The 5,175-nt window shown below is 35.9% G+C and carries 6 protein-coding genes; 4 read left to right on the forward strand and 2 right to left on the reverse strand.

The annotated features are described in order from the left end of the window. The 4 genes from K6343_04965 to argF all read left to right on the forward strand — a co-directional run. Positions 1 to 1,117 (forward strand): hypothetical protein (locus K6343_04965; GenBank protein ID MEF3245317.1); only part of this gene is annotated, 1,117 nt, incomplete at its 5' end. Positions 1,118 to 1,126: 9 nt separating this feature from the next. Beyond that, positions 1,127 to 1,543 (forward strand): hypothetical protein, encoded by a 417-nt coding sequence (locus K6343_04970; GenBank protein ID MEF3245318.1) that lies wholly within the window; start codon positions 1,127 to 1,129, stop codon positions 1,541 to 1,543. 24 nt (positions 1,544 to 1,567) lie between these two features. Beyond that, positions 1,568 to 2,887, forward strand: coding sequence for a cyclic 2,3-diphosphoglycerate synthase (locus K6343_04975; protein MEF3245319.1), 1,320 nt, complete (start codon positions 1,568 to 1,570; stop codon positions 2,885 to 2,887). A 1-nt stretch (position 2,888) separates the two neighbouring features. Beyond that, a complete protein-coding gene (gene argF / locus K6343_04980) occupies positions 2,889 to 3,821 on the forward strand; it encodes an ornithine carbamoyltransferase (GenBank protein MEF3245320.1) in 933 nt (310 codons plus the stop codon). Positions 3,822 to 3,887: 66 nt separating this feature from the next. Here argF and K6343_04985 read toward each other — a convergent pair whose 3' ends face one another. Beyond that, on the reverse strand, positions 3,888 to 4,568 hold the full coding sequence (locus K6343_04985) for a thioredoxin family protein (protein MEF3245321.1): 681 nt from the start codon (positions 4,566 to 4,568) through the stop codon (positions 3,888 to 3,890). Between the two features lie 10 nt (positions 4,569 to 4,578). Next, positions 4,579 to 5,175, reverse strand: a 597-nt coding sequence (locus K6343_04990; protein ID MEF3245322.1) for an FAD-dependent oxidoreductase, incomplete at its 5' end; no start/stop codon positions are given.

The following is a 5,175-nucleotide window of genomic DNA, read 5'->3' on the forward strand; positions in this document are numbered from 1 at the left end:
GGTGGTGCCTTTATTTGCAAAAAGTGCTGCAACACTTATGACTTTAGCGGCAGACGAGATTATCATGGCAGCTCAATCAGAAATTGGCCCTCTTGATATGCAGATGGAACATCCTCTTATTGAAAAACTCCAAATTTCTGCACTAGAAGGTTATTATCCGTTTTTACAACTCTACGGAAAGTTCGTGACAGATTTTTTCCCTCTTGCAATACAAATGTCCCAAAGTATTGCTCAAAACACGTTGATTAAAAAAGAGGATGCAGTGGATATTGCCATGAATACTGCGATGAGTTATTTAGTTCCAATAGTTCAACAGATCAATCCAACGGTTGTTAATATGTGCTACAGGGCATTAACAACAGGGGAACAGTATGCGTATAATTTCCTCTATAGGTATATGTATAAAGACAAACCAGAAAGAGAAAGGTCTGTTCTTGCTTCGCAAACTGCCCATACTCTTGTTTGGAATTTTCAAAATCATGGCCAAGTGATAGATAGAATAGATGCAAAAAACTTAAACTTATATGTTGGGTATGCTGAAAGTTACGACCTGTTTGACATGTTATATGTGATTACTAAGGAGATGTTGAATATCTTAGGGACATCTGGGATGCAAAGAGCAATAAGAATTGTTTCAATGGATCAGATTAAACGTCTTTTGAATGTTGATAGTTATCTTGGCTACATCACTTTTATTGTATATAAAGCTTACTCCATGGTTGAACCTTTGAGACAAACTTTACAGTATGTAAATGATGTGCAGAAGGTTTCTCTTTCAATTAGGCAGTTTTTAAGCCAGGCTCTTGCAGCACTGCCTCCAATACCTGAAACAGAGAAAAACGACATTGCCCAAGTATCCCTTGAATTACTTGAAGATATTTTCTTGAAAAATTTCAAAGATGAAAATGCTATCTATTCAGTTGCTTTTAACAGAATACGTAAAGAAAAAGCTTTTTCAAAACCAGTTTCAGAGGTTATTGCCGGGAGAATCGTTGAAGCCGTAAAAGAATTAACCCAGACAATAGAAATTGAAATAGACACAACTCCTCCTGAAGTTGTAAGTAAATACATACTACAGATACTTGCATTTTTATTAGTTTACAACGTTAGATTTTGAGGCTTAAGCATGAAAGAATTTGGAAAGCTCAAAGAAATAAAAACCAAATCTTATATTGAAGGTAGATTAGGTGAATGGGCAAATTTACCTCTTTATTCAACTGAAATGTTGGTGCCACCTTTAATTTTCTTTATAAAGTGGTATTACATTTTGCCTGTAGTTTATTTACTAAATGTTCTATGGGGTTTTTTCTCGGATAAATTTTTGAACCTAAAAATCACACACTTTATTTATATTGTAAATAGGTTTAGATGGATTGTATTTATCGTTTGCGGTGTTTTTTACCTCTCTAAGGGCATGTATGTTGAAAGTTTACTCAGCTTTATTTATCCTTTTATTACCGTTATTTTTGCTTTCTTTAACTTCAAGAATAATTACCGAAAGATTGTTCAAAATTTTGAGAACTTCACATATAATGTTAAGTAGAAAATTTTTGAAAGGAGTGTTAAGATGGAAAAAGTAAGAGTTATTATTATGGGAGCTGCTGGAAGAGATTTTCACAACTTCAATGTCTTTTTTAGAAAGAAAGATGAATTTGAGGTAGTTGCTTTTACTGCAACTCAAATTCCAAACATCGAGGGTAGAGTTTATCCTAAGGAACTTGCCGGAGATCTTTACCCAAACGGTATTCCGATCTATCCGGAAGAAGATCTACCCAAACTCATAAAGGAGTTAAAAGCAGATAGAGTTGTATTTGCCTATAGTGATGTATCCCATGAGTATGTTATGCATAAGGCTTCAATTGTGCTTGCAAACGGAGCTGATTTTTGGTTAATGGGACCTGAGAGCACAATGCTTCAATCAACAAAACCAGTAGTCTCTGTCTGCGCTGTGAGGACGGGCTCAGGTAAAAGTCAAACAACAAGGAAAGTTGTAAAAATTCTAAGAGAAATGGGTAAAAGAGTTGTTTCTATAAGACACCCGATGCCTTACGGCAACCTTGTTGAGCAGGCAGTTCAAAGATTTGCAACTTATGAAGACCTCGATAGATACAAATGCACAATTGAGGAAAGAGAAGAGTATGAACCACACATTGACCTTGGAGCAGTTATCTATTCAGGCGTGGACTACGAAAGAATTCTAAGAGAAGCAGAAAAAGAGGCTGATGTTATTGTGTGGGACGGTGGTAATAACGATTTTCCGTTCTATAAGTCTGATTTAAAAATTGTTGTTGCTGATCCATTGAGAGCTGGACACGAATTTAAATACCATCCTGGCGAAACTAATTTTAGGAGTGCAGACGTAATAGTTATTAATAAAGAAGATACAGCAGACTTTGAATCAATTGAATTTATTAGGAATCATGCAAGGGAGCTTAATCCAAATGCAATTTTAGTTGACGCAGCATCCCCTCTATTTGTTGAGAGTGGAGAAATTATAAGGGGAAAGAAGGTCGTTGTGGTAGAAGATGGTCCGACATTAACACACGGCGGGATGAGTTATGGTGCAGGTTATATTGCTGCAAGAAAACTCGGTGCAAGCGAAATCATATCCCCAGTTCCCTATGCAGTTGGGTCTATAAAGCAAACATACGAAAAATATTCTCAAACTAAAGATGTTTTACCTGCTATGGGTTATAGTGAAACTCAAATTAAAGAGCTTGAGGAGACTTTAAATTCTATTCCTGCCGATGTTGTTGTAATTGGCACCCCAATTGACTTAAGAAGAGTTTTGACACTCAACAAACCTGCTGTAAGAGTTAGATATGAACTACAGGAGATTGGGAAGCCTGATTTGAAAGATGTACTGACTAAAAAATTTGGAGGATAACATGGCAACCAAATTAAGAGGAAGGTCCCTTTTGTGTTTGAAAGACTTTACAAGAGAAGAACTTGAGGAATTCATTTTTCAGGCTGAAAAGATGAAAACTGACCACTATGCGGGTAAAGATGAAAAATTTTTAGCTGGCAAAACTGTTGCTGTGTTATTTGAAAAGCCATCAACAAGAACTAGGATATCGTTTGCTGTTGCAATACATGAACTTGGTGCACTTCCCCTTGTTCTTGAAACGTCTAACATGCAATTAATTAGAGGAGAAACCATAGCTGATACTGCAAAAGTCCTCGAAAGATATGTTCATGGTATTGTTGCTAGAGTTTATGAACATAGAACCCTTGAGGAACTTGCTAATAATGCATCTGTTCCTGTTATCAACGCTCTTTCTGATTACTCACATCCTTGCCAGGCACTGGGCGATTTCTTAACGATTAAAGAGAAAAAAGGAACTTTAAAGGGTGTTAAACTTGCCTATGTTGGCGACGGAAATAACGTTGCAAATTCTCTTCTTATTGGTGGAAGCATTTTAGGCTTAGATGTTTCTATTGCTTCTCCAAAAGGGTATGAACCTTCAAAAGAAGTTGTGGAAATTGCAAATTCGTTTGCTAAGTTTTCTAACTCACGAATTTTTATCACAAATGATCCGTATGAAGCTGTAAAAGATGCAGATGTTGTTTATACTGATGTGTGGGCTTCAATGGGACAGGAATCTGAACACGAAAAAAGAGTTGAAATCTTTAAGCCCTATCAAATAAACTCAGAACTTTTAAAACATGCAAAAGATGACGTAATTGCAATGCACTGCCTTCCTGCCCATAGAGGTGAGGAGATTGCAGATGAAGTGCTTGATGGTCCTCACTCAGTAGTCTTTGACCAGGCAGAGAATAGATTACATATTCAAAAGGCGATTCTTGCCTTACTTATCTAAATGCTCTTAATAATTTTTAAGCCCCGCTTAAGCGGGGCTTTTTTTGTTTTTGAACTATTAAATTAGTTAAATCAGTTTTATTCCAATTGCATCGTAAATTGCTTCCAAAAATGCATCTTCTGGTAATGCTCCTTCAAATTCTCCCTTACCTTCGTTAATTACCACTTTAGGGACTGCATAAACGTTGTATTTTTCTGACCATTCTGGAAACTCATTTGCTTCAACCATAATTCCTTTGATGTTAGAGTTTTCTAAAGCAAACTGATGTGCTGTTCTAACTGCTCTTGGGCAATATGGGCATGTAGGGGTAACAAAAACAAGAATTTCAATAGAACTTGAAATTTTTTCCACTTTTCCTTTTATATTTTCGGGAAGTTCGGTTTTTCCCTTTGAAACATCTATAATGTCTTCAAGTAGAGAAGAAAACTCATGTCCTGAAGGGATTCCGTAATAAACGATGTTTTTATTTGTTTTGCTTCCCTCAATGAAAAGGGCAGAGACGGTTTTTATGTTGTACTCTTTTTCTTTTTCAAAGTCATCTGTGTATATGTTCATTTTTATTTTAGGGGATAGTTCAGCTACTTCTCTTACTATTTCTTCTGTGTATGGAAGATACTGTTCGTTAAACTTAGTAACATTTGACCCTTTTGTTTCAGTAAAAAGTGTTAAAGTTACTTCACCTTCTAATTTCTTTTCAAATAAATCTTTGATGTATTGAACATCTTTTTCTTTTAATAACCTTTCCATTTTTCACCTCTTATCCTAAATTTTTAATATATTTATCAACCTCTGATGCCGCAATTGCTGCATCACCACAGGCGGTTACTACCTGTCTTAGCGGAGTATTTCTTGCATCTCCTACTGCATATAGTCCAGCTACTATTGTTTCCATTTTTTCATTTGTTTTTATAAATCCTCGTTCGTCCATTTCCACAAGTCCCTTTACAAGTTCTGTATTTGGTCTTTCACCGATAGCAACAAAAACTCCATCAACTTTTAGGACTTTATGCTCTTTTGTGATTACATTTTCAATTTCTAATCCTTCAACTTTTTTCTCACCTAATACGTGAATTGGTATATACTCAAGTTCAAAAGAAATTTTTGCATTTGAAAAGCATGCTTCTTGAAGTATTTTAGTAGCTCTTAGTTCTTTTCTTCTGTGGACTACTATGACTTTTTCAGCAAATTTTGATAAGGTAAGTGCATCGTGTAAAGCAGTATCCCCACCTCCAACTACAGCAACAGTTTTATCCTTAAAAAAAGCAGCATCACAAGTTGCGCAGTAGGAAATTCCTCTGCCTCTAAATTTTTCTTCTTCTGGTACTGGTAATTTTGCAGGGTCAGCTCCTGTTGC

The sequence above is a fragment of the Caldisericaceae bacterium genome (assembly GCA_036574215.1).
GTDB lineage: Bacteria > Caldisericota > Caldisericia > Caldisericales > Caldisericaceae > Caldisericum.